We start from the raw sequence: 20,733 nt of genomic DNA on the forward strand, positions 1-20,733 counted from the left end.
GACAGTTGCACAGCCATGAGCAGTCTGCGTCCGCAGCGGGAGACGATCCCGGAAGAACCTCCGGTCCTGGAGGAGTGGTACCGCCGGCACCTGGGACCGGGCCTGTACGACATCAGCTCCAGCGGCGTCCATCCGTACACCTTCGCCGAGATACGCGAGATGTGCGGCATCGGCCAGGAGGACCTCGACGCGATCGTCATGGACGACAGCGTCTCCCAGGGCGGGGCCGGCGTCCGCCGGGCGATCGCCGACCGGTACGCCGCCGGGGACGCCGACCGGATCCTGGTCACCCACGGATCCAGCGAGGCCATCTCCCTCACCCTGAACACCCTGCTGCGGCCCGGCGACCGGGTGGTGGTCCAGGAGGGCATCTACCACTCGCTGGGCCACTACCCGCGTGAGGCCGGCTGCGAGGTGGCGGTGCTGCCGGCCGCGGCCGTGCGCGACGGGGAGATCGACCCGCAGGTGCTGGGCTCGCTGGTCACGCCCGGGACGGCCGCGGTGATCGTCAACTTCCCGCACAACCCGAGCGGGGCGACGCTCTCGCCGCTGGGCCTCAAGGCCCTGGCGGCGACGGTCGCGGAGGCCGGAGCGGTGCTGGTGTGGGACGCGGCGACCGCCGAGATCGCGCACCGGTGGGAGGCTCTGCCCGACCCCGGCACGCTCTACGGGCCCACCCTGCGGACGGTCTCCTACGGGACCTTCTCCAAGACCTTCGGCCTGCCCGGACTGCGGGTCGGCTGGGCCGTCGCCGAACCGGAGCTGCTGCGGGCCACCTTCCCGCTGCGCGACCGGACCACGCTGTTCCTGTCGCCGCTGGTGGAGCTCGTCGCCGAGCGGGCGATGCGGGCCGCGGACCGTCTGATCGGGCTGCGCGCGGCCGAGGCCGGGCGCAATCTGGCGCACCTGCGCGGATGGATGGCCGAGCACGAGGACCTGGTGCGCTGGCGCGAGCCCGAGGGCGGAGTGAGCGCGCTCCTGGTCTTCCGCGCGCTGGAGCGGCCCGGCACGGCGCCGGGGGCGGTGGAGGAGCTGTGCCTGGAGCTGCTGGAACGCCACCGGACGCTGCTGGTGCCGGGTACCGCCTTCGGCGCCCCGCAGGGCGTCCGGCTGGGCTTCGGCGGCGGTGAGGCGGACTTCCGGGCCGGGCTGGCGCAGTTGTCGGCGTTCCTGCGCGGGCGCGGGGCCGGCCGATGAGCGCGCAGGCCGCGGCGGCGGCGTCCGGCGAGGTGTCCGGGCCGATGTCCGGGCCGACGGATTTCCTGGACGGCTGGGAGCGTGCGGTACGGGCGTACGGCGAGGCGCCCGCGCTGGTGACCCCGGCGCGCGGCGTGCTGACGTACCGGGCGATGGACCGGCTCACCGACACGTGGGCGGGCTCCTTCGCCGGGCGCGGCGCCGGGCCGGGGACGATCGTGGGCCTGGCCTTCGGCGACCCGGCCGGGACCGTGCTGGGCATGGTCGCGGCGCTCAAGAGCGGCGCCGGTTTCACCGTGCTCGACGACCGGCTGCCGCAGCCGGCCCGGGACGACCTGGTACGGCGGGTCGCGGCGGTGGCGTGGGCCGGCGACGGCGAGCACGCCCCGGACGGGGCGTACGTACCGGACGGCGGGCGGGACGGGCGGGACACGGGATGGACCCGGCACGTGCACGAGGAGCGGGAACCCGACCGGGTCCCGGACCGCGGCGCGCAGCCGGACCGGGACACGGGCCGCGCCAGGGCCGTGGACACGGACCGCGACCCGGAACACGACGTCGCCTACGTCCTGTTCACCTCCGGCTCCACCGGCCGGCCCAAGGGCACGGTGGTCGAGCGCGGCTCGCTGGGCCGGTTCGCGGCGGCGCTCGCCGAGCGGCTCGCCCTGACTTCGCGGGACCGCTGGCTCCAGGTCGCCTCGCTCGGCTTCGACGTGGTGATCGAAGAGGTCTTCCCGGCGCTGGTCGCCGGCGCGGCGGTGGTGTGCCGCGACGACAGCGAGCCGCTGGAGCCCGCGGAGCTGCACGCGCTGATGACGGCGACGGGTTCGACCGTGGTGGAGCTGTCGACGCAGTACTGGCTGGAGTACGCCCGCTGGCTGGAGGAGCACGGGCTGACCACCCCGGCGGGACTGCGGACGGTGGTGGTGGGCGGCGAGCGGATGGACCCGGAGCCGTACCGGGCGTGGCAGCGCCGCCAGCCGGCCGCGCTGGCCCACGTCTACGGGCTCACCGAGTGCACCGTCAGCTCCACCCTGTACACCGGGCTGCTGCCCGCGGACGCGGTGGAGGTGCCGCTGGGCACGCCGTTGCGGGACGTGCAGGTGACCGTGCGCCGTGACGGGCACCCCGTACCGCCCGGCGAGAGCGGCGAGATCCACATCGGCGGGCCGCTGGTGGCGCGGGGCTTCCTGGACGACGAGGCGGCCACGCGGCGGCGGTTCGCTCCCGATCCGTACGACGGCCGGCCCGGCGCCCGGACGTACGCGACCGGCGACCTGGGGCGGTTCGACGAAGCGGGCCACCTCGTCTTCCTCGGCCGGGTGGACGACCAGCTCAAGATCCGCGGCCACCGGCTGGAGCCGGCACTCGTGGAGCGCGCGCTGTGCGACAGCCCGGACGTGGACCGCGCCGTGGTCATCCCCGACCCGGCCACGGGCACGACCCTGTGGGCCTTCACCGTCCCGGCCGACCCGGCGCTCGCCCCACCCCCGGGCACGGCTCCCCGGCTCCCCGCCGCCGACCGCGACGCCCTGGTCGCCCGGCTCGCGGCGCACCTGCCCGACTGGGCCGTCCCGCACGTCCTGCACCGGGTGTCGGCCCTGCCCAAGACCCCGCACGGCAAGGTGGACAAGCGCACCCTGGCCCGGTGGGCCGGCGAAGCCGGGGCCGCGCCGCCGGCGCCGGCCGGGCAGGACCCGGCATCCGACCATGCGCTGGACGAGGTGCTGGGGATCTTCCGGGACGTGCTCGCGCAACCGCGGCTCGGGCCCGACGACAACTTCTTCGACCACGGCGGGCAGTCCCTGCTCGCCATGCGGCTGCTCGCGCGCCTGCGCGAGCGCTTCCCGGCCGCCGCCGGCCTGCGGGCGAGCGCCCTGTTCTCGCTCCCGACGCCCCGGCTCCTGAGCGAGACGCTCCACGGCCGCCGCGCCGCCGAGATCTAGCAGCCAAGCGCCGAGCGCGACGGCAGTAGTACCCCGAGGGCCCCGGGTGATCACCCCGGGGCAGCACACCCCCGTCCCAGAACGAGAGTTGGCATGTCGAACCTCACCGACCAGACCACGGCCACCCCTGGCACCCTCGCCTACACCCTCACGCCCGACGAGGCGACCGCCACGGCCGACCTCACGCGGGAACTCGCCCGCACCTACCCCTCCTTCGGCGACCCGGCCCTGCTGCACGACCTCCCGCAGCTCGCGTCCCGGCTGCCCTTGGGCACCCAGCGCTTCCTGCGCGGCTTCCAGCTAGCCGACCGCCACGGCCACGCCGTCGTCCGCGGGCACCTCTTCGACCAGGACCGGATCGGCCCCACGCCCGCCCACTGGCGCGGCCGCAGCCGCCCCGGGCCCGAGTTCGCCGAGGAACTGCTGCTCATGCTCTACGGGGCGCTGCTCGGCGAGCCGTTCGGCTGGGCCACCCAGCAGGACGGCCACCTCGTCCACGACATCTTCCCCATCCGGCAGCACGAGAACGACCAGCTCGGCATGGGCAGCAAGGAACTGCTGACCTGGCACACCGAGGACGCGTTCCACCCGTACCGCAGCGACTACCTGATCCTCGGCGCGCTGCGCAATCCGGACCACGTGCCCACCACGGTCGGCGAGCTGGACCTGTCCTCCCTTTCATCCGAGGACATCGACCTCCTCTTCGAACCGCGCTACTACATCGCGCCCGACGAGTCGCACCTGCCCAAGAACAACACCATCGCCTCCGCGGAGGAGGCGGCCCGCTTCGCGACCATCCAGAAGATGATCGACGAACGCCCGCTGGTCCCGCTGCTCTACGGCTCGCGCCTGGACCCGTACATGCGCCTCGACCCGTACTTCACCTCCGTCCCCGAGGACGACCCGGACGCGCTGCGCGCCTACGAGGCCCTCTTCAAGGTGATCGACGCAGCGATGCTGGAGGTGGTCGCCGACGAGGGCGACGTGCTGTTCATCGACAACCACCGCGCCGTGCACGGCCGGCTGCCCTTCACCGCCCGCTACGACGGCACCGACCGCTGGCTCAAGCGGGTCTGCGTCACCACCGACCTGCGCCGCTCCCGCGAGATGCGGGCCAGCGCCGACACCCGTCTCCTGGGCTGACCCGCCGGTGTCCCTCACCCTCACCGACCTGTCCCGGGACCCCTGGCTGCGGCCCGAGACGGAGCGTCTGACCGGCGCGAACATGCCCGATTTCATGAGCTGGGAGTCCCCGGGCAACTGGCGCTGGCACGGCATGTACGAGCAGTACCCCGTCCTCCAGCTGTGCCTGGTGGACGGGGACGGCCGGCTCGCCGCGGCGGCCAACGCGGTACCGGTCCGCTGGGACGGCACGGCCGGGGGCCTGCCGGCCGGCACCGACGACGTGCTCGTCGAGGCCGTCGACCACGGCCCGCCGGACCGGCCGGACGCCCTGTGCATGCTGTCCGTCTCCATCGCGCCCGAACACCGCGCCGCGGGCCACGCCGAACGGCTGCTCACCGCCGTACGGCAGACCGCCGCCCGCGGGGACATGCGCGGGGTGATCGTCCCGGTACGGCCGACCCGCAAGCCCCGCTACCCGCTGATCCCGATCGAGCGGTACGCGGCCTGGCGCCGCCCCGACGGCACCTGCTTCGACCCGTGGCTGCGCACCCACCTGGAGCTCGGCGCCCGTCAGCTCGGGATCGCCGAACGCTCGCTGGTGATCCGGCAGCCGGTGGCCCGCTGGGAGGAGGCCCTCGGGCATCCGCTGCCCGGTCCGGGCGACTATCCGCTCCCGGGCGGGCTGGTGCCGCTGCGGGTGGCGGACGACGGGCACGGGACGTACGCCGAGCCGAACGTCTGGGTGCACCACGCGCCGTGAGCCGGGCGCGCCGTGAGCCGGGCGCCGTCCCGAACTCCCGTCTCCGCTCCCCCCTTTCGCCCCTCCCCCTCCCCCTCCTCCCGACCCCTTCCCGCCCCCGCAACGACCCCTGGAGACTCCATGACTCCCGTGACCGCCGTGACTCCCGTGCGCCTCGCGATCATCGGCTGCGGCGCGGCCGCCCGCGGCTGCCACATCCCCGCGCTGCCCCCTCTCAAGGGCGATGTGCGGCTGACCGTCCTCGTCGACCGCGACATCCGCCAGGCCGAGGCGGCCCTCGCCCTCTACCGCGAGCTGGGCGGCGCCGACGCCGACCAGGTCGTCCTGGCCTCCGATCCGGACGAGGTCGCGCACCTCTTCGACGCCGCCGTGGTCGTCGTCCCGCACACCAAGCACGCCGAGACGGTCGAACCGCTGCTCGCCGCCGGCAAGCACGTCCTGCTCGAAAAGCCCATGACCACCTCGGTGGCCGACGCCACGCGGCTCGCCGCGGCCGCCGACGCCGCCGCCCGCGACCGCGGAACCGTGCTGGCCATGGCCCACCCCCGCCGGCTCTTCCCCGCGTACGCCTGGGTGCACCGGCTGATCCGGGACGGCGAGCTCGGCGAGGTGCGCCGGGTCGAATGGGCCGAGGGGCACCCGTACGCCTGGGAGCCGGTCTCCTGGTCGATGTTCGACCGCCGGCTCGCGGGCGGCGGGGTGCTCACCGACACCGCCTCGCACGTCTTCGACACCCTGCTGTGGTGGCTCGGCCCGGACGTCGAGGTCGTGTCGTACGAGGACAACTCGCTGGGCGGGGTGGAGACCGACGCCTCGGCGCACCTGCGGTTCTCCGGGGTCGACGTCTTCACCGAGTTCAGCCGGCTGCGCGACCTCGGCATCTCCTGCAAGGTGGTGGGCACGGAGGCGACCGTCACCATAGGCACCGACTTCCCCGCCGGGGAGTGCACGCTGATCACCGCCGACGGCAAGGAGCTGCACCGCGGCGACGTCGATGCGGTGGCCCCGGCCCAGGACGAATGGGAGCTGCTGTTCACCGAGCAGCTCGGCAACTTCGCGGCCGCCTGCCGCGGCGCCGCCGCGCCGCACTCGGACGCCGCCGACGGAGTACGCGTGGTGGAACTGATCCAGGAGTGCTACGGGGAGGCGGTGCGACGGCCCATGGCCCAGCCCTGGACGGGCAGGGCGCACACGGCCTCGCCCGCGCTCGACGGCCGTACGGTCGCCGTCACCGGCGCGAGCGGCTTCATCGGCGGCCGGCTCGTCGAGCGGCTCGCCCTCACCACGGGGGCGGACATCCGGCCGGTGGTCCGCGGGTTCGGGCGGGCGGCCCGGCTGTCCGTACTGCCGCAGGACCGGATCGAGTTCCGGTGCGGCGACCTGCTGGACGTGGAGAGCCTGACCGAGGCGTTCGCCGGCTGCGACACCGTGGTGCACTGCGCCTTCGGCAGCGACGGCGACGAGTCCGCCCGCTGGGCGGTTACCGTCGAGGGGACCGCGAACGTCCTGGCCGCCGCCCGGCGGGCCGGGGTACGGCGGGTGGTGCACCTCAGCACCATCGACGTGTACGACGCGACCGGCGCGAGCGAACTGACCGAGGAGTCCCCGGCGCGTCCGGCCGACCCGGCGGACCGCGAGTACGAGCAGCAGAAGCTGGCCGCCGAGCGGACGGTGCTGGCCGCCGGTGACGGCGCTCTGGAGACGGTCGTCCTCCAGCCGGGCGTGGTCTACGGGCCGTGGGCCGGCCAGTGGACCACCGCCCAACTCCTTCGGGAGGCCGCTGACTTCGCGGAGCTCCCGACCGGCGAGGGCGGCGGCGCCTGCAACGCCGTGTACGTCGACGACGTGGTGGAGGCGGCGCTGCGGGCGATCGTGGCGGAGGGGATGGCGGGCCGGCGCTTCCTGGTCGGCCACGGCGAGCCGGTGACCTGGGGCGCCTTCTTCGACGCCGTACGGGCCGTGCGGCGCCTCGGCGACCCGCTGCCGGACGCGGAGGGCGGCTCGGTCCCCGACTGGGAGCTGGAGCTGTACCGCTCCGAGGCGCGGGCCCGGTTCGACGCCGCGCGAGAGGCGCTCGGGTTCGAGGCGTCGGTGGGCTTCGCCGAGGGCATGGCGCTGACGGCCCGCTGGGCGGACTGGGCCGGTCTCCTCCCGGAGGCCCGGGGATGACCGAGGTGACCGGTGGGAAGGGCATCCAGGGTACGGACGGCGTACGGGACGTGCTCGTGGTCGCGCCGCACCCCGACGACGACGTCATCGGGTGTGGCGGGTCCATCGCCAAGCACGTGCGGGACGGGGCCCGGGTGACCGTGGTCATCGTCATCGGGCGCGAGCGCAGCGCGCTGGACGACGAGGTGAGCGACGCCGAGTTCGCGGCCGAGACCGACGCCTCCGCCAAGGCGCTGGGCGTGCACCGCGTGGTCCGCTTCGAGGAGCCCTCGCGGGACTTCCGGCTGACGCGCGAGGTCCACCTGGATCTCGTACGGGTCCTGCGGGAGGTCCGGCCGCAGGTCGTGTACCTGCCGCACGACAACGACGACGACGTGGAGCACCGGATGGTGCACCAGCTGGCCACCGAGGCGCTGTGGATGGCGCAGTCGTCCTTCTTCCAGGAGGCCGGCGCGGAGCCGATGCCGGCGCCGCGGCTGGTGCTGGGATACGAGGTGTGGGCGCCGATGGCCCGGTTCCAGTACGCCGAGGAGATCGGCGGGCAGATCGACGCCAAGGTGGAGGCGATGCGGTGCTACCGCTCGCAACTGCGGCACGCCGCCTGGGACGAGGGGATCCGGGGTCTGGCCCGGTACCGGGGCGCCGTCTCCGCCGGGTCCGGGTACGCGGAGGTGTTCCAGGTGCTCGGCCTCACGGGACCGACGCCGGTAGCGGAGCCGGTTCCCGGGGCGTCGCCGGGGGCGGCGGAGGGGGTCGGCCGTGATTGACCGGGTGCTGGTCTGCGGCCTCGGCTCCGGCATGGACCACTCGCTCGCCGAACTGCGCGCCATGCGGCTGGAGGTGGTGGTGGCCACGGACCGCCCCACCGCCCGGGTCCGCGCGCACGCGGACACCCTCCTCGTGTGCGACCCGGACGACGCGGTGGCGGTGCTGGCCGAGCTCGCGGCGGCCGGTATCGACCGGCTCGACGGGGTGTTCTCGCTCGGCGCCGACAACCCGCCGGTGATCAGCGCGCTGGCCCGGCGCTTCGGCTGCCCCGGGCTGCCGCTGGAGACGGCCCTGGACTGCACGCTCAAGGACCGCCGGCTGGCGATCCTGCGCAAGGCCGGGCTGCCGATGCCCCGGCACGCGGTCGCGGAGAGCGTGGGTGAGGCCGTCCGGGCGGTCGCCGACGTCGGCCTGCCGGCCGTGATCAAGCCCAGTGACCAGACCGGTTCGCTGGGCGTCATGAAGGTGGAGTCGGCCGAGGTCGTACGGGAGCGTGCGGCGGAGGCACTGCGGCTGAGCCCAGGCGGCCGGATCGTCATCGAGGAGTTCCTGGAGGGCACCGAGCACACCCTGGCCGCCTTCATGGTCGACGGCGAGTTCCACACCATCGGCTTCGCGGACCGGGAGTACGGACAGAAGGAGGAGTTCGCCCCGTACTTCTTCGAGGGGGGCGACACCCTGCCCAGCCGGCTCACCCCGGAGCAGATCGAGGAGGTCACCGAGACCGTGCGGCGCGGCGCAGAGGCGCTGCGCCTGGACCCCGCGGTGATCAACACCGACATCCTGCGGACCCGCGACGGCCGCGTGGTGCTGCTGGAGATCACCTGCCGGCTGACCGGCGCACGGATCGCCACCGAGGTGATGCGGCTGGCCACCGGGGTGGATCCGCTGCCGAACGTGGTCCGTCTCGCGCTGGGACGGCCGCTGGAGCCGGCCGAGCTGGTGCCCACCCGTCAGGGGGCGGCCGTCCAGCGGTTCGTGCCCGCCGACGGCGGGGTCGTGGAGTGGGTCGGAAACCCCCGGGACGTGGCGCGCCGGGCCGGGGTGCACGACGTGTTCTGGGGCACGGAACTGCAGCCCGGGACCGTGCTGCCGCCGTACAGCGGCGGGGCCGACGTGCTGGCCGGGGTCATCGCGTACGCCCCCGGCCGGGCGCAGGCCGAGTCCATCGCGCGGCGCGCCCTGGCCGCGCTGCCGATCCGGCTGAAGGACCCGACGCAGTGAGCACACAGTGAACGAGGACGGCTTGGAGCGCAGCTCCACGCACAGCGAGGAGAGTTCGATGGCCACCGTGCCGGTGGACGAGGAAGCGGTCGACAAGGGCATCGCGCGGACCAGTGTGATCATCGCCCTGCGCGATGATCTGCGGATCGCCGAGTGCATCGAGTCGATCGACGAGGACGTCGAGATCGTGCTGGCGCTCAACGGGCCCAGCGACGCGGTCAAGAAACTGATCGCGGACCACCCCAGGCCGCTGACGGTCACCGAGATCGAGGACGTCGGCAATCTGGGCGCGGCCTACAACGCCGGGGCCGCGGCCACCACCAACCAGTACCTGCTGCTCATGGACTCCGACTGCACCTTCGCTCCGGGCGTGGTCCGCATGATGGTGCGCGCCGTGCTGACCGAGCCGGTGGTCAAGGGCCAGGTGGTGTACGGCGAGTCGGACGGGCTGCTGAGCAAACTGACCGCCCGGGTGCGGGAGTTCGACGAGGGCGACTACGTCAGCGCGCTGTCGCCCCCGCTCATCTACAACCGGGCGATCGTCGACCACATCGGGGGCTACCACTTCGACGAGCTGATCCACTGGTGTGAGGACCGGGAGTTCGACTTCCGGCTCCAGCTGGCCGGCATCCCGGTGGTCTACCTGCCGCAGGCGCGGATCTTCCACGACGCCCAGCACGGCTTCGCGAACATGCGCAGCTACTTCCGCTACGGGGTGGGCGAGGGCATCGCCCAGGAGACGGGGGTGTTCACCACGCCGGCCGTGCCGGTGGTGTGGCGGCTGTTCGAGGCCTCGCGCACGCTGGTGCACTGCGCGCAGGCCAAGGGGGTGGGCGCGGCGGCGTACTACGCGCTGCTTAAGGCCGCGTTCCACACGGGCACGGCCCACCACCTGCTGAACGATCCGTACGGGGTGCGCGACCGCTACCCGGTCTCGGCCAAGCGGGCGCGCATGGTGCGGTCGATCCCGCAGCACAGCACCCGCCTGACCAAGGCCCAGCTGCGCCGGCTGCGGCGCGCGCACTGGGAGGCCGGGCGGCGGATCGAACGGGTCGCCGACCTGTCCGTCTTCCACCCGGACGCGGTGCGCTCGGCGGCCGGCTCAGGCGTCGGTGAGCCGCGACAGCAGCAGGCGTGAGGGCCGGTCGCCGCCATGGTGAACGGTGTGGTGTGCGACCACCTTCGGGTGTACGTCGAAGCGGGGCGTGTTGCTGGCGGCGATCTCCAGCCGGATGCGGTGCCCCTCTTTGAAGACGTGGCCGAGCGCGCCCAGCCGCACCCGGACCTCGACGGCGCCGTCGGCGTCGGCCGGGGCCCGGGTCGCGGGTGCGGGTGCGGTTGCGGTTCCCGGCGCGAGGCGGCGGATGCCGTCGGTGAGGATCTCAGCCCGGCCGTCCGGGTGGACGTCGACGAGCTTGCCGGTCACGTCGGCGCCGGCGGCGTCCGGGGTGACGTACACGGCGAGTTCGGCCTCACCGATCACGGTGACCGGGGCGTCGAGCGGCGAGGTGGTCCAGCAGAGCACGTCGGGCCGCCGCTCCACCTCCCGCTGGTCGAGCGGTCCGCAGTCGGCGCCGGTGAACTGGCCCGGCAGTGCGGTGGCCCCGCCGGTGGTGGGGACCGGGTCGGCCGGGTCGTGGCGCAGGACGTCGCTCCCGGGGGCCACCGGAGCCGCCGCTGCCGCCCCGGCGGCCCCGGGCGCCCCGGCCGCCGCGGCCCCAGGCAGCTCGGTGAGGGTGCGGCCGGCGAGGTGGAGGACGTACGGGCGGGTGCCGGGGACGGGCCAGGCGGGGAAGGTGCGCCACTGGTCGGCGCCGGTCAGGAACAGCCGCACCGGGGCGCTCTCCTGAGCGGGCGGCCGGTTCCGGAGGTGGCGGTCGAAGTGGGCGAGGTGCAGGCCGGTCACGTCCAGCTGCTGTTCGTCGGCGGCGAGCCCGTAGCGGCGCTGCGGGAAGACGCCGCCGGTGACGCAGTGGGACCACGGGCCGACCACCAGCTCGGTGCCGGGGATCGCGGTGGAATTCTCCAGCGCTCCCGCGAGGAAGATGTCGTACCAGCCGGTGATGTTCAACACCGGCACCTTTATCGCGGCGTACGATGCGCGCGGCGCGGACCGGCTCCAGTACGGATGGCCGGACGGATGCGCGAGCCATTCCCGGTAATAGGGGGCCAGTCGGTCCAGGAGTTCCGCGGCCCGTCCGGGGTCGCGGTAGAGGTCGTCGATTGCGTCGACGGCTTCGGCGACTTCCCTTTCGGCCGCGGAATCCAGCCCGGCTCCGGTGAGCAGCAGATCGTAGAGCACCCAGTAGAGGACGAATCCGAGCTGGAACGCACCGCCCTGGTACGTCCAGCCCTCGTCGAATCCGGAGCCGGCCACCTGCGGGGCCACCGCGCCCAGCGCGGGCGGCCCGTTCGTGGCCGCGAGCAGGGCGGACATGCCTTCGTACGAGCGCCCGAACAGGCCCGCCGAGCCGTCGCACCAGGGCTGCGCGGCGGCCCAGTTCACGGTGTCGGCGCCGTCGTCGGCCTCGTTCCAGTACGGCTCGAACGTACCGCCGGAGCCGAATCGGCCGCGGACGTCCTGCACCAGCAGGGCGTATCCGGCGCGCACCATGCGCAGGCCGTCGACGGAAGCGCCACCGGGATTTCCGGATTTCCCGTAGGGAGTTCTCCGGATGAGCACCGGAAAGGGGCCGGAAGACCCCTCGGGGAGATAGAGATCGGCGCTCAGCAGGACACCGTCACGCATGGGTATTTTCACGTCGTGTTCAATGACGATACGCATGCCCCAATCGTCCGACAGAACAAGGGAATTGACAATGCATTCCGCGCCTTCCTTACTTGAGCCGTTTTTCGCGGTCGCCCGCCGGGACCCGGACCGGCCGGCCGTCGTCGACAACGGCCTGGTGGTCGGCTACGGCACGCTGGCCCACTGGGTGCGTGCGGTGGCCGCGGCCGTCGAGCCGCGCACGGACGGTCCGCAGCCGCCGGTCGGGGTGGTCGTGCACCACGCGGCCCGCGACGTCGCGGCCTTGCTGGGGGTGCTGGCCGCCGGGCGGTCCTACGTACCGCTCGAAGCCGCCCATCCGGCGGCGCGGCTGACCGCCCTCGTGGAGCGGGCCGGCTGCCGGGAGGCGGTGGCCACCGCCGACTCCGGGTACCTGCCCCCGGTGGAGAAGGTGATCCGGCCGCGCTGGACGCCTGCGCCCCCGCAGGTCCCCGGCCGGGAGCCCGCCGCCCTGCCCGCGCTGCCCGCCCCGCGCGCCGAGGACCCCGCGTACATCCTGTTCACCTCGGGCTCCACCGGCGAGCCCAAGGGGGTGGTCGTACCGCACCGGGCGCTCACGGCGGTGGTCCCGGAGCTGCGCCGCCTGTACGGCATCGACGCGGACGCGGTCGTGCTCCACTTCCACGGAGCCGGCGGTGACACCAGCCTGGAGGAAATCCTGCCGACCCTGACGGCCGGGGCCACCCTGGTGATCGACGACGCGGCACGCGAGCGGTTCGCCCAGGTGGTCGCGGACCAGGAGGTCACGGTCGCGGTCCTGCCGACGGGCTTCTGGAACAGCCTGACCGGCGACCTCCTGCACCAGGGCCCGGGCGGCGGAGCGCTGCCGTCCTGCCTGCGGACGCTGGTGATCGGGGGCGAGGCGGTCCGGGCGGACATGCTGGAGCGGTGGAACCGCCTGGGCGACACGGCCGGAATCCGCCTGCTGAACACCTACGGCTCCACGGAGACGGCGCTGGTCACGCACGCCATCCCCCTCGCGGGTCCGGGCGCCGCGCCCCTGCCGGACACCGGGGAGGACCTGCCGATCGGGTACCCGCTGGCGCACGTCGGCCAGCGCGTCGACGCGACCGGCGAACTGTACGTCAGCGGCGACGGCCTGGCCCTGGGCTACCACGACGACCCCGCGGCGACGGCCGCCCGCTTCACGGCGTCCGGCGGAACCCGCTGGTACCGCACCGGCGACCTGGTGACCGGCGCCCCCGACGGCGCGCTGGTCTTCCGGGGGCGCTCCGACCACCAGGTCAAGATCCGCGGCCACCGGGTGGACCTGCTGGACGTGGAGGCGCTGATCGGGCGCTGCGAGGGGGTGTCGGCCGTGGCGGCCGCCCGGGTCGAGGGGCCCACGCACACCACGCTCGCGGCCTTCTTCGTCCCCGCGCCGCACCATCTGCCCGACGAGGTGGCGGCGAGGATCCGGGGTCAGCTGACGCGGACCGCCCCGCCCCACCTGGTGCCCAGCCGGATCGTCGCGGTGACCGCCCTGGAGCAGACGCACACCGGCAAGGTCGACCGGAACGCGACCCGCGACCGTCATCTGGGCACCGTACGGAGCGAGGTGACGTCACGGTGAAGGCGGTGGAGTTGGCCCAGTACGCCTCCGAGTTGCTCGGTGTCGACCTGGACCCGGCCACGGCCCGCCCGGACGAGTCGGGTTGGGACTTCCACGTCACGCACATCGCGGACACGGGCGGCTCCCCCTGGATCCTGCGCCGCCCACGACATCCTCAGGCCGCGCGGCAACTGGCCACCGAGGGCGCGGTCCTGGCAGCCGTACGGGACCGGCTGCCCGTGGCGGTGCCGCACTGGCGGCTGCAGACCCCGCGGCTGGTCGCGTACCCACGCCTGCCCGGGGTGCAGGCCGGAGCCGAGGACCCGCGCACGCTGGTGTACGGATGGGACATCGACCCGCTCGCCGCCCCGGACGCCTATCTGGAGCCGCTGGCCCGGGCGTTGGCCGAGGTCCACCGGACCCCGCACGAGGCGCTGCCCGCGCTGGAGGCTCCCACGCCCGAGGCGCTGCGCTCCGCCGTGGCGGACCGGCTGGCCCGGGCCCACCGCGAGCTGCGGCTCCCGGCGGCGCGGACCCGGCGCTGGCGCGCCTGGCTCGACGACGACGGCCTGTGGCCGGACCGGATGGTCGTCGTCCACGGCGACGTCCATCCCGGGCACACCCTGGTGGAGCGCACCCCGGCGGGGCCGCCGCGGCTGTCGGGGCTGCTGGACTGGGGGAACGCGGGGATCAACGATCCCGCCGTCGACTTCGTCGACATGCTCTACGCGGGAGGCCCGCCGGTCCTGGACCTGCTTCTGGACGCCTACCGGCGTGCGGGCGGCGAGGTCCGGCCCGGGATGCGCGCGCACGTCCTCGCGCGCGCCTCCTTCCTGTGGGTCCATGTGGCGCTGCGCGGGCTGGACGCCGCCCGGCCGGCGTGGGTGGAGACGGCCCTGTCGCGGATCGGCGCATGAGCGGCTCCGCACGCGCAGGCGCGCGGCTCACCGTGCACGGGACGGGCGAGCCGGTCGTCCTGGTTCCCGGCAGCGGCGGCTCCGGCACCATCTGGGAGCACCACCAGGTGGCGGCGCTGACGGCGGCCGGATATCAGGCCATCACCCTGGACCATCCGGACGGGCCGGACGCGGACCCGCTCTCGGCCACCGGACTCGCCGCCTGCGTACGGGAGTCGGTGGAGTCGCTCGGCCTGCCGCCGTGCCGGCTGGTCGGCCACTCGTTCGGCGCGCTGGCCGTACAGGAGTTACTGCTGACCGCCCCGGAACTCGCCCTCCAGGCGGTCCTGGTGGCGACCCGGGGACGACCCGACCCGGTGGGGACGGCGATGGCCCGGGCGGAGGAGGAGCGCGGCGCGACGCCCCTGCGGCTGCCGCCCGCCTACGAGGCGTTCGTGAGCCTCACCCAGAACCTCTCCCCCAGGACCCTGGCGGACGAGGCCGCCACCGAGGAATGGCTGGACCTGTTCGCCTGGTCGGCGCTCTCCGCGCCCTCCGGCCGCTCGTCGCGGCACCGGACCCGCCCGCTGACGCACGACCGGCTGCCCGCCTACCGGGCGATCGAGACCCCGGTCCTCGTGATCGGGTTCGCCGACGACCTCCTCGCGCCGGTGCGGCTCGGCCTGGAGGTCGCCCGGGCGGTTCCCGGCGCCCGCCACCTGGAGCTGCCCGACTGCGGTCATCTCGGCTTCCTGGAGCGGCCCGCCGCCTTCAACGAGGCCGTCCTCGACTTCTTCGCCACCCGTCCCCCGCTGCCCGGAGGTCCCCGTGCCCTGTGACGTCGTGATCGTCCATGTCGACGAGCAGCCGCCCACCGCCTGGTGCGCCGCCGTCTACCTGTGCGGCCCCACCCCCACCGATCCGCGCGAACCGTCCTGGCGTCCCGCCGCCGTCACCGCCCTGCGGGAGGGCTGGGCGGGCCCCGGCACCCTCGTGGTGTTCGTCCCCGAGCCGTCGGCGGGCGGCCGCTATCCCGCGTACGCGGAGCAGATCGCCTGGGAGGAGGAGGCGATGCGGCTCTCGGACGTCATCGCCTTCTACATCCCCCGGGACATGACCCGGCTGCCGGGACTGGTGTCGAACATCAAGTGGGGCGCCTGGTGCGGTTCGGGCCGGGCCGTGCTCGGCGCGCCGCCGGAGGCCGACCGCATGGAGTACCTGATGCACTTCGCCGAGGCGCTGGGGGTGCCGGTGGCGCGCAGCGTGGAGGAGACCGTACGAGCGGCTCTCGACCGGATCGGTCCGGGCGTGCACCGCACCGACGGGGAACGGGCCGTGCCGCTCCAGGTGTGGCGGACGGGCCCGTTCCAGCGGTGGTACGCGCAGCGGCTGGCCGCCGGGGACCGGCTGCTCGACGCCCGCGTCGAGTGGTACGGCCCGCCGGCGACGGCATCCGATACGGAAGGGAGCCCGGCCCCGGTCGATCCCGCGCACCCCGCGGACTGGCTGCTGAGCGTCACGCTCGCGCCGGCCGGCGGGAGCGCCGGGCCCGGCGAGGTACGGGCCCGGCTGCTCGCGACTCAGGGGCAGGGCATGCTCATGTAGAGGGCCTGCTCGCCGGCCGAGGCGGTGCCCTCGTACAGGGAGGCGTCGAGCCCGCAGAAGGCGAAGCCCATGCGCCGGTAGGCGTGGATGGCCGGGGCGTTGATGTTGGTGACCTCCAGCCAGAGGTGTCCGGCGCCGCGCTCGCGCGCGTAGTCGACGGCGTGGCCCATCAGGGCGCGGCCGACGCCCCGGCCCCGGTGGGCCGGGGCGACCTCGATGTCCTCGATGGTCAGCCGCCGGTTCCACGGGGCGTAGGAGAGGGCCACGAAGCCGGCCAGTCCGTCGTCGCCGACCGCGACGTAGGTGCGGGCGTCCTCGTCCTCCGCGTCGCTCTCCTCCTCGTCGGGTCCGTCGTCCGGGAACACCTTGTGCAGGGGCGGGTCCACGGGGACCTCGCGCAGGGTGAACCCTTCCTCGGCCACGGTCACCCGGAACACGGTCGCGGTGGTGAAGGAACCGTCGAGGGTCTCGATGGCCTTGGTGTCCTCGGGGCGGGCCACGCGATAGGTGAGGGCCCGGGCATCAGCTGTCGTCATGGCACGACCGTACGACCGGTCTGATCACCCTTGGGAGAGTTTCAGCCGACGTGCGTCGGGGCTCAGGCGATGCCCACGGTGTACGCGGCCCGGTACCCGTCGCCGTCCGGTACGGGAGCCAGGGTCATGGCGGCGCCGGAGGCCCGGTAGCGGTCGTCGCGGGTGTTGGGGTGGTCCGGGGCGGGGCGGCGGGCGTAGGGCTGGAGCGCATACACCTTCGCCAGGAGCTCCTCGGGGAAGAAGAACTGCGCGGTCGTCTCGGTGTGGCGCTCCGGGCGCACCTTGAAGTGGATGTGCGGAGCCAGCCCCTGGTACCAGCCGGGGACGATCGTGCGGAACGTGCACCGCCCGGCGTCGTCCGTGATCTGGGTGCCCCGCAGGAAGGTGTCCCCGCCGGTGGAGTAGGCGCCCGACGCGTCGGCGTGCCACACGTCGACGGCGGCTCCCGCGACCGGGCGGCAGCCGGCCGACACCCTCACCACGGTCAGGTCCAGCCGGAACGGCACGCCCTCCCGGCCTTCCCTGATGTCCGAGCGGACCCGGTCCAGGTCCAGGTAGTACGGGCCCGCGCCGGACTCCGCCGTGAGCACGCACGCGGGAGTGCCCGCGCTCTTCCCGGCCGAGGGCGTCGTGGCGGGGAGTGCGGGGGCCGAGGGCTGTCCTGCTGCCCCCGGGGTACGGGGCGGGCCGGCGCAGGCCGCCACCAGTGCCGTGACCGCGGCCGATCCGGCGGCCAGGAGGACCGCGCGGCGGCTGGTCCGGGAGGTGCCGTTCTCGGTCATGCGAACCCCTCGCGTGCTGTGGCGCCGTCGCGGCGGACGGCCACCGACCGCGCCCACCGTGCCGGACCACGGGGGCGGCGACCAGCACCGACACGCCCCGGCCGCCCGTACCGGGGCCGGTACGGGGCCCGTACGGCCCTCCCGCGAGGCGGCCGGGTCCGGGGCATTGCGGCCGTAAACCCGGGTAGGCGCGAGGCGACGGGGTCCGGGCGGCCGGCCCCGGGGGGCGTCTCTGAGCGAAGGAGGCTCGCCATGTCCGCTCGCAGCCGCCGCGCAGCCGGTCCGGGATCGCTGGTGCAATGGGCCGCCCTGCTGGTCGGGGTGGCGTTCCTGCTGGCCGGGGTGCTGGGCATGATCCCGGGCCCGACCACCGGCTACGACTCCATGACCTTCGCCGGGCACGATTCGGGTGCGGAGCTGTTCGGCCTGTTCCAGGTCTCGGTCCTGCACAACATCGTGCACCTGATCTTCGGCCTCGCCGGCATCGCGATGTCGCGCGCCCCGCGCCCGGCGCGCACATACCTGATCGGCGGCGGAGTGATCTACCTGGTGCTGTGGCTGTACGGGCTCTTCGTCGATCACGGCACGGACGCCAACTTCATCCCCGTCAACACTCCGGACAACTGGCTGCACTTCGGCCTGGGCCTGGCCATGGTCGTCCTCGGTGTGCTCCTCGGACGGAACGCGCCGATCGCGCGCCGGAGGTGAGGAGCGCTCGCGTCAGGTCTCCAGGACCGGCGCGTACGCCTGCGCGCCGAGGCCGAAGGTCCATGCCACGCCCTCCCTCGCGGTCCTCGTCTGCGGCGGCACCCGCAGCCAGTACGTGCGGCTCGTACCGTCGGGCTCCGGCGTGGAGTTGACCACCTCCACCATGACGACGTCCTCGTCGTCGGGCAGCGGTATCCGCCACAGGACACCGGTCCCGTCCCGGTGCACCGGCTCGGCGCCCGACGCAGTGAGGTAGCGCTCGTAGCCGTAGTGCTCCAGCATCACCCGGCGCAGCTCCGCGTTCTCCTCGTCCCGGATGCGCTCGGGCGTCAGGCCCTCCAGCCCGGCCAGGAAGTCCGCCGGCACCGGCATCCCGCGCCACGCGTGCAGCGCGAAGCCGTCCGGGAACGCGAGGGCCGGACCGTCACCGCGGTCCAGACGGCCCGCCTCGTCCCGGTGCAGCTCCACCGGGCGCTCGCACACGACGGCCATCCTCTCGTACGGCCACCACCAGCCCGCCGAGCGGGCCACGGCGGCGAGCCCCGCCAGCGGCGCCCGGTCCCCGGTGTCGAAGGCGCACAGCCAGGGCGCGTCGTGCTGGCCCAGTACGGCGTCCAGGAGCAGCAGCCGGACCTCGGCCTCCTGCGCGGTGTCCTGGGCCAACTGCTCCACGAGCCCGGTACGGATACGGCCGGCCAGCCGCTCGGTGTTCTCCCAGAGCCGGGCACCCGTCAGGGCCCATCTGCGGCCCCAGCCCCGGGGACCGAGCCGCTCGTGCAGGCGGGCACGCTCGGCCGCCCACGGCGCACTGCGGACCTCCGCCCGCACGCTACGGCCCCGCGCGTGCGACCCCCACGGGCCGTCCGGATCCCCCAGCAGGCCCACCGCTGCGCGCGGCGAGTCCGCCCATATGATCCGGTCGGGGGCGGCCAGCCCCGCCGCGCGGTAGGCCAGCCGCACGCCCGCCTCCGCCGCCTCCCGGTCCGCGGGTCCGGTCGCCGCCGCCACCGCCCGCCACCCGTCGACCCCGTGCACCGTGTCCGCCGTGTCCCCGGTGTCCGCCACGTCCAGCGCTTCCATCGCCTGCGTCACTTTCGTCACTTCCAGCACTTCCCTCACGTCCGGCCTCCGCATCTCGCTCCCCCGCCTTCGGACCTGCCACCAGGACCCTGCGGCGCTCAGTCCGCCACGATCCGCACCGAGCCCGGCACGTACTCCCGCTGCCGCACCACCCGGTACCAGCCCTTGGGCAGGGGTATCGCGGCATGCTCCTCGTGCACCACCCGTCCCCCGTCGGGCAGATGCAGCAGCAGGGGCGCCAACGGCCCGGCCTCACGGATCAGGCGCCCCGGTCCGAGCACGGCGTGCGCGTGCCCGGTCACCTCGCCCAGCGCCAGTACCAACCGCCCGCGCCCGTTCCGCGGTTCCGACGGCGCGTCCACCGCATGGCACGGCACCGCCGATTCCTCGAGCGGCACGATGAGCACGTCCCCCTGCCGGTACATGTGTGTCCCCTTCCCCCGCGCCGCCCGGTGCGCCGCTGTCCCTTCCGACGGTACGGCCGGGCTCTGACAACGGCCCTCCACCCGCCCCTGCCTCGTGCGTTGTCAGTGCCGCTTGCTACAACTTGCAGGCACATCGGATGCGGCACATCGACGCGGCACACCGGGCAGCGCACCGGACGAGACAGGCGAGAGACGGCGGGGACCATGAGTTACGCGAGCCATCTGCGGGAGTCGTACGGACTGCCCGTCTTCGACTTTCCGGCGGCCGACGACGCCAAGGGCCTGGGCGACCTGCCCGAGGCGGACGCCGTCGCGTGGCGGATCTCCAGCGACACCTATGACGCGGAGGAGGCCTGGCCCGCGGCGTTCGCCCGTTTCACCGCGGCCGTCGACACCACCCGCGTCCGCGCCATCGTCGTCGGTGCCTGGGAGGACGCGTACGACAGGGGCCCCGAGGAGATCATCGCCGCGCTCCTCGACACCCGCGACCGGTTGCCGGCCCTGCGGGCCCTGTTCCTCGGGGACATGGAGTCCGAGGAGTGCGAAATTTCGTGGATCACCCAGGGCGACGTCGGCCCGCTCCTCGACGCCTTCCCCGACCTGGAGGAGTTCGGCGTCCGCGGCGGCAGCGGTCTCGTCATACCGCCGTTCAGCCACCGGCGGCTGCGCTCCCTCGTCGTCCAGACCGGCGGCATGCCCGCCCGGGCCGTGCGCAACGTCGCCGCCAGCGACCTGCCCGCCCTGCACCACCTCGACCTCTGGCTCGGCACCGCCGAATACGGCGGGGACTGCGCGCTGACCGACGTGGAGCCGATCCTGGCCGGCGACCGCCTGCCGAGCCTGCGTCACCTCGGCCTGCGCAACAGCGACATCCAGGACGAGATCGCCGCCGCCGTGGCCGCCGCACCCGTCGTGGCCCGGCTGGAGACCCTCGACCTGTCCATGGGCGTCCTCACGGACGAGGGCGGCTCCGCCCTCCTCGGCGGCCAGCCCCTCACCCACCTCGCCGCCCTGGACCTGCACCACAACTACCTCAGCGATCCGCTCAGGCAGCGCTTCCAGGACACCCTGGAGAGCGCCGGCGTACGGCTGGACCTCGACCCGGGCCACGCCGACGAGGACGAGTGGGACGGCCGCGTCTGGCGTTTCGTCGCCGTCGGCGAATAGCGCGG

The 20,733-nt window shown here is 74.2% G+C and carries 19 protein-coding genes; 14 read left to right on the forward strand and 5 right to left on the reverse strand.

What is annotated here, in order from left to right; translation table 11 throughout:
• Positions 1 to 15: 15 nt before the first annotated feature.
• The 8 genes from vioD (at position 16) to ACF059_RS05415 (ending at position 10,327) form a co-directional block, all read left to right on the forward strand.
• Entirely contained in the window at positions 16 to 1,197 is a 1,182-nt protein-coding gene (gene vioD / locus ACF059_RS05380; RefSeq protein ID WP_392051653.1) for a capreomycidine synthase, read from the forward strand.
• Positions 1,194 to 3,143, forward strand: a complete 1,950-nt coding sequence (locus ACF059_RS05385; protein ID WP_392051656.1) for an amino acid adenylation domain-containing protein — start codon at positions 1,194 to 1,196, stop codon at positions 3,141 to 3,143. Before vioD ends, ACF059_RS05385 begins: the two co-directional genes overlap by 4 nt.
• Before the next feature lie 93 nt (positions 3,144 to 3,236).
• Positions 3,237 to 4,286: an arginine beta-hydroxylase, Fe(II)/alpha-ketoglutarate-dependent gene (vioC, locus tag ACF059_RS05390; protein ID WP_392051659.1), complete on the forward strand. Its 1,050-nt coding sequence runs from the start codon at positions 3,237 to 3,239 to the stop codon at positions 4,284 to 4,286.
• Between the two features lie 7 nt (positions 4,287 to 4,293).
• Positions 4,294 to 5,028, forward strand: coding sequence for a hypothetical protein (locus ACF059_RS05395; protein ID WP_392051662.1), 735 nt, complete (start codon positions 4,294 to 4,296; stop codon positions 5,026 to 5,028).
• A 120-nt stretch (positions 5,029 to 5,148) separates the two neighbouring features.
• Positions 5,149 to 7,197, forward strand: coding sequence for an NAD-dependent epimerase/dehydratase family protein (locus ACF059_RS05400; RefSeq protein ID WP_392051665.1), 2,049 nt, complete (start codon positions 5,149 to 5,151; stop codon positions 7,195 to 7,197).
• Positions 7,194 to 7,964: a PIG-L deacetylase family protein gene (locus ACF059_RS05405; protein WP_392051668.1), complete on the forward strand. Its 771-nt coding sequence runs from the start codon at positions 7,194 to 7,196 to the stop codon at positions 7,962 to 7,964. The genes ACF059_RS05400 and ACF059_RS05405 overlap by 4 nt, the downstream gene beginning before the upstream one ends.
• Positions 7,957 to 9,189, forward strand: coding sequence for an ATP-grasp domain-containing protein (locus ACF059_RS05410; RefSeq protein WP_392051671.1), 1,233 nt, complete (start codon positions 7,957 to 7,959; stop codon positions 9,187 to 9,189). The genes ACF059_RS05405 and ACF059_RS05410 overlap by 8 nt, the downstream gene beginning before the upstream one ends.
• Before the next feature lie 7 nt (positions 9,190 to 9,196).
• Positions 9,197 to 10,327: a glycosyltransferase gene (locus tag ACF059_RS05415; RefSeq protein ID WP_392051673.1), complete on the forward strand. Its 1,131-nt coding sequence runs from the start codon at positions 9,197 to 9,199 to the stop codon at positions 10,325 to 10,327.
• On the opposite strand, the gene ACF059_RS05420 is transcribed toward ACF059_RS05415, so the two are convergent.
• Complete coding sequence (locus ACF059_RS05420) at positions 10,292 to 11,974, reverse strand: CocE/NonD family hydrolase (protein WP_392051676.1); 1,683 nt, start codon at positions 11,972 to 11,974, stop codon at positions 10,292 to 10,294. The genes ACF059_RS05415 and ACF059_RS05420 overlap by 36 nt on opposite strands.
• A gap of 34 nt (positions 11,975 to 12,008) precedes the next feature.
• Here ACF059_RS05420 and ACF059_RS05425 point away from each other — a divergent pair, with 34 nt between their 5' ends.
• Genes ACF059_RS05425 through ACF059_RS05440 form a run of 4 tightly spaced genes read left to right on the forward strand, consistent with a single transcriptional unit; the run spans position 12,009 to position 16,030 of the window.
• Positions 12,009 to 13,550 (forward strand): AMP-binding protein, encoded by a 1,542-nt coding sequence (locus tag ACF059_RS05425; protein ID WP_392051679.1) that lies wholly within the window; start codon positions 12,009 to 12,011, stop codon positions 13,548 to 13,550.
• Between the two features lie 5 nt (positions 13,551 to 13,555).
• Positions 13,556 to 14,446 carry a macrolide 2'-phosphotransferase gene (locus tag ACF059_RS05430; RefSeq protein WP_392051682.1) on the forward strand — a complete coding sequence of 297 codons (891 nt, stop codon included), beginning with the start codon at positions 13,556 to 13,558 and terminating at the stop codon, positions 14,444 to 14,446.
• On the forward strand, positions 14,443 to 15,264 hold the full coding sequence (locus ACF059_RS05435) for an alpha/beta fold hydrolase (protein WP_392051685.1): 822 nt from the start codon (positions 14,443 to 14,445) through the stop codon (positions 15,262 to 15,264). The genes ACF059_RS05430 and ACF059_RS05435 overlap by 4 nt, the downstream gene beginning before the upstream one ends.
• Positions 15,254 to 16,030: a nucleoside 2-deoxyribosyltransferase domain-containing protein gene (locus ACF059_RS05440; RefSeq protein WP_392051687.1), complete on the forward strand. Its 777-nt coding sequence runs from the start codon at positions 15,254 to 15,256 to the stop codon at positions 16,028 to 16,030. Before ACF059_RS05435 ends, ACF059_RS05440 begins: the two co-directional genes overlap by 11 nt.
• Here ACF059_RS05440 and ACF059_RS05445 read toward each other — a convergent pair.
• Positions 16,006 to 16,566 (reverse strand): GNAT family N-acetyltransferase, encoded by a 561-nt coding sequence (locus ACF059_RS05445; protein WP_392051690.1) that lies wholly within the window; start codon positions 16,564 to 16,566, stop codon positions 16,006 to 16,008. The genes ACF059_RS05440 and ACF059_RS05445 overlap by 25 nt on opposite strands.
• A 62-nt stretch (positions 16,567 to 16,628) precedes the next feature.
• Entirely contained in the window at positions 16,629 to 17,348 is a 720-nt protein-coding gene (locus ACF059_RS05450; protein WP_392051693.1) for an intradiol ring-cleavage dioxygenase, read from the reverse strand.
• A gap of 252 nt (positions 17,349 to 17,600) precedes the next feature.
• On the opposite strand from ACF059_RS05450, the gene ACF059_RS05455 reads away from it, so the two are divergent.
• Positions 17,601 to 18,056: a DUF4383 domain-containing protein gene (locus tag ACF059_RS05455; RefSeq protein WP_392051696.1), complete on the forward strand. Its 456-nt coding sequence runs from the start codon at positions 17,601 to 17,603 to the stop codon at positions 18,054 to 18,056.
• Between the two features lie 12 nt (positions 18,057 to 18,068).
• Here the strand turns inward: ACF059_RS05455 and ACF059_RS05460 are convergent, their stop codons facing one another.
• Positions 18,069 to 19,136 (reverse strand): DUF6745 domain-containing protein, encoded by a 1,068-nt coding sequence (locus ACF059_RS05460; RefSeq protein WP_392053075.1) that lies wholly within the window; start codon positions 19,134 to 19,136, stop codon positions 18,069 to 18,071.
• 98 nt (positions 19,137 to 19,234) lie between these two features.
• Entirely contained in the window at positions 19,235 to 19,561 is a 327-nt protein-coding gene (locus ACF059_RS05465; RefSeq protein WP_392051699.1) for a hypothetical protein, read from the reverse strand.
• A 204-nt stretch (positions 19,562 to 19,765) separates the two neighbouring features.
• Between ACF059_RS05465 and ACF059_RS05470 the strand changes: the two genes are divergently transcribed.
• Positions 19,766 to 20,728 carry an STM4015 family protein gene (locus ACF059_RS05470; RefSeq protein ID WP_392051702.1) on the forward strand — a complete coding sequence of 321 codons (963 nt, stop codon included), beginning with the start codon at positions 19,766 to 19,768 and terminating at the stop codon, positions 20,726 to 20,728.
• Positions 20,729 to 20,733: the final 5 nt, after the last annotated feature.

The sequence above is a fragment of the Streptomyces sp. NPDC016562 genome (assembly GCF_043076955.1).
Lineage (GTDB): Bacteria > Actinomycetota > Actinomycetes > Streptomycetales > Streptomycetaceae > Streptomyces.